The sequence below is a fragment of the Nonomuraea rhizosphaerae genome, from assembly GCF_019396405.1.
In the GTDB taxonomy this organism is placed as follows: domain Bacteria; phylum Actinomycetota; class Actinomycetes; order Streptosporangiales; family Streptosporangiaceae; genus Nonomuraea; species Nonomuraea rhizosphaerae.
Genome location: NZ_JAHKRL010000232.1, coordinates 1 through 3,433, shown reverse-complemented (window position 1 = coordinate 3,433; position 3,433 = coordinate 1). Strand labels below are relative to the sequence as shown.

2 protein-coding genes and 1 pseudogene are annotated in these 3,433 nt (G+C 71.9%); all 3 read right to left on the bottom strand.

Features of this window, described 5'->3' with window-relative positions; translation table 11 throughout:
* Positions 1-59: 59 nt before the first annotated feature.
* A complete protein-coding gene (locus KME77_RS11625; protein WP_219465661.1) occupies positions 60-974 on the bottom strand; it encodes a glucose-6-phosphate dehydrogenase assembly protein OpcA in 915 nt (304 codons plus the stop codon).
* A gap of 1 nt (position 975) precedes the next feature.
* Entirely contained in the window at positions 976-2,655 is a 1,680-nt protein-coding gene (gene zwf / locus KME77_RS11620) for a glucose-6-phosphate dehydrogenase (RefSeq protein WP_246609597.1), read from the bottom strand.
* 1 nt (position 2,656) lies between these two features.
* Positions 2,657-3,433 (bottom strand): annotated as a pseudogene (locus KME77_RS11615) (glucose-6-phosphate isomerase); the annotation flags it as partial.

Below are 3,433 nucleotides of genomic sequence, written 5' to 3'. Positions count from 1 at the left end.
GAGCGGCGCTCCACGACCGACAAGCCCGCCGGTCGTGGGGCGGCACCGTGCCGGAGTCGTCAGGACTTGTACGACCTGGCCAGGCGCTTGACCGCCGACTCGTACACCTCGTCGGAGTCCAGCCGCCGCAGCTCCTCGGCCAGCAGTTCGGCCGTGTGGCGGCGGGCCAGCGCCACGTTCCGGTCCGGCTGGCCGGGCCGCGACAGCGTCGCCAGCCTGGCGTCGCCCCGGGACACCGCCAGCTCCCCGTCGGACGCCTCCAGCCGTACCGAGGTCAGGCCGGGGCCGCTGGAGTCGGTCACCCTGATCGGCGCGTCGAGCCGTTCGGACAGCCAGGCGGCCAGCAGCGGCGCGCTGGGGTTGCCCGCCGACGCCTCCACCGACCCGCCCTCCACCTTGCCCACCGGCTGGTCGAAGGCCGCCGCCAGCAGGCTGCGCCACGGCGTGAGCCGGGACCAGGCGAGGTCGGTGTCGCCGGGCGCGTACCCCTTGGCCCTGGTCACCAGCGACTGGACGCCGCCGTCGTGGAAGCCCTTGGCGTCGGAGATGCGCCGCTGGGCGAGCATCCCGATCGGGTCCTGGGACATCACCTCGGGCGCCAGGCCCGGCCACCAGGCCACGACCGGCGTGTCGGGCAGCAGCAGGGGGCTGACGACGGAGTCGGCGTGCTCGGTCAGCTCGCCGTACAGGCGCAGCACCACCACCTCGCCCGGCGTGGACTCGCCGATGCGCAGCTCGGCGTCGAGCCGGTTGCCCTCGTCGGACTCGCGGTTGATCACCACCAGGATGCGGGAGGGGTGCTCGCGGGCGGCGTCGGTGGCGGCGCGCAGCGAGTCGTACTGGTCGCGCTCCTCGCAGACCACCACCAGCGTCAGCACCATCCCGATGGCGGGCGCGCCCATCTGGTGGCGCAGGTGGGTGAGCTGCGCGGCGATCTTCCCGGCCGTCGTGTCGGTCAGCATGAACGTCGTCATCTCAGAGCCTCCTCCACACGCGGCCGTCGCGGGCCATCATCTCGTCGGCGGAGGGGGGACCCCACGAGCCGGACGGGTAGCCCTCCGGCTGGCCCTGCGTGGCCCAGAACTCCTCGACCGGGTCGAGGATCTTCCACGACAGCTCGACCTCGCGCTGGTGCGGGAAGAGCGGCGGATCGCCGATCATGACGTCCAGCAGCAGCCGCTCGTACGCCTCGGGCGACGACTCCAGGAACGACTCGCCGTAGGCGAAGTCCATGGACACGTCGCGCACCTCCATGGCCGTGCCCGGCACCTTGGAGCCGAACCTGACCGTGATGCCCTCGTCCGGCTGCACCCTGACCACCAGCGCGTTCTGGCCGAGGATCTCGGTGTCGTCCTTGCTGAACGGCAGGTGCGGCGCCCGCTGGAACACCACGGCCACCTCGGTCACCCGCCGGCCCAGCCGCTTGCCGGTGCGCAGGTAGAACGGCACGCCCGCCCAGCGCCGGTTGGCGATCTCCAGCTTGACGGCCGCGTACGTCTCGGTCTTGGAGTCGCTGGAGATGCCCTCCTCCTCCAGGTATCCGACGACCTTCTCGCCGCCCTGCCAGCCGGCCAGATAGGCGCCTCGCGCGGTGTTGGCGGCCATGTCGGACGGGATCTGGACGGCCTTGAGCACCTTCTCCTTCTCCCGCCGCAGCGCGGAGGCGTCGAAGGAGGTCGGGTCCTCCATCGCGACCAGCGCGAGGAGCTGGAGCAGGTGGTTCTGGATCACGTCGCGGGCCGCGCCGATGCCGTCGTAGTAGCCGGCCCGGCCGCCGATGCCGATGTCCTCGGCCATCGTGATCTGGACGTGGTCGACGAAGCTGCGGTTCCAGATCGGCTCGTAGAGGTTGTTGGCGAAGCGCAGCGCCAGGATGTTCTGGACGGTCTCCTTGCCCAGGTAGTGGTCGATCCTGAAGATCGAGCTCTCCGGGAAGGCCGAGGTGGTGATCTCGTTCAGCTCGTGCGCCGACTTCAGGTCGTGGCCGAACGGCTTCTCGATCACCACCCGCCGCCACGAGCCGTCGGGCGCGTCGGCCAGGCCGGTCCGCTTGAGCTGCTCCACCACGACGGGGAAGAACTTGGGCGGCACGGACAGGTAGAACGCGTAGTTGCCGCCGGTGCCGCGGGTCTCGTCGATCTCCTTCAAGGCCATCGCCAGCGCGTCGAACGCCCCGTCGTCGGAGAACTCGCCGGGCACGAAGTGGATGCCCTCGCGCAGCTGCTTCCAGACCTCCTCACGGAACGGCGTACGGGCGTGCGCCTTGACGGCGTCGTGCGTCAACGCGGCGAAGTCCTGGTCCTTCCAGTCCCGCCTGGCGAAGCCGACCAGTGAGAAGCCGGGCGGCAGCAGCCCCCGGTTGCCCAGGTCGTAGATCGCCGGCAGCAGCTTGCGCTTGGCCAGGTCTCCCGTCACGCCGAACAACACCATCACACAAGGCCCCGCCACCCGCGGCAGCCGCTTGTCACGCGGGTCGCGCAACGGGTTGGAGTGCACCACCTCCAGCGTGGTGGCGGTGCCGGCGACGGCGGCGGCCACCGTTGCCACCTCCTCCACGGGCACCGTCGGCTCCACTGCCGGGTCCACCGTTGCCGGGTCCGCCGTCGGCTCCGTCGCCGTGTCAACGGCCGGGTCGTCGGCCGGCTCGTCTGTCATCTCAAGCCTCCTGTGCGGCTGCGAGCAGGTGCGCGACTCCAGCCGCGCGATCGGTCAAATGCAGGCGTACGGCGGGCCGTCCCCGCTTCAGCAGCGCCCCGAGGTCGCCGAGCGCCTGGGCAAGCTGGAGCGTCCCCAGCGTGTACGGCCTGCCGGGCACCTCGACGTCGCCGGGCACGTTCCCGGTGATCTGCAGGAACACCCCGTTCTGCGGCCCGCCCTTGTGGTACTGGCCGGTGGAGTGCAGGAACCGCGGCCCCCACCCGAACGTCACCGGCCGGTCGGTCCGCAGCGCCAGCAGGGCCCGCAGGGTGGCCGCGTCGGCGGCCATCCAGGCGTCGGTCATCTGCTCGAAGTCGGCCCCGTCCGGCACCGGCGCGTCGAAGGCGGCCAGCCGGTCCAGGTAGGCCATGACGGCCAGGTAGCCGTCGCCGGGCACCGCGCCGAGCAGCTCGGCCAGCACGCCGGGCAGGTCGCGCGCCTTGGTGACCCCGTACACCTCGACGGGGCCGTCGACCAGCGCGGGCTCGCCCAGCGGCAGGGCGGGCATGTCCAGCAGGGCAGCCGTGTTCGCCTTGGCCTCGGCCACGTCCGGCTGGTCGAAGGGGTTGACCTCCAGCAGCAGCCCGGCCACGGCCGTGGCGTACTCCCAGAGCAGGAACTGCGCGCCGAGCGGCCCGTCGACGCGCACGTCGCCGTCGTCGGACTCGATCGCGATCACCAACTCGTCGGCGGCGCCGTTGGGCTCGGCGCCGACGACCGGCAGGATGCCGCGGCC

Bases quoted from the DNA above. Each gene is read 5' to 3' on its own strand.
- KME77_RS11625 (WP_219465661.1), bottom strand. From the start codon at position 974: ATGACGACGTTCATGCTGACCGACACGACGGCCGGGAAGATCGCCGCG.
- zwf (WP_246609597.1), bottom strand. From the start codon at position 2,655: ATGACAGACGAGCCGGCCGACGACCCGGCCGTTGACACGGCGACGGAG.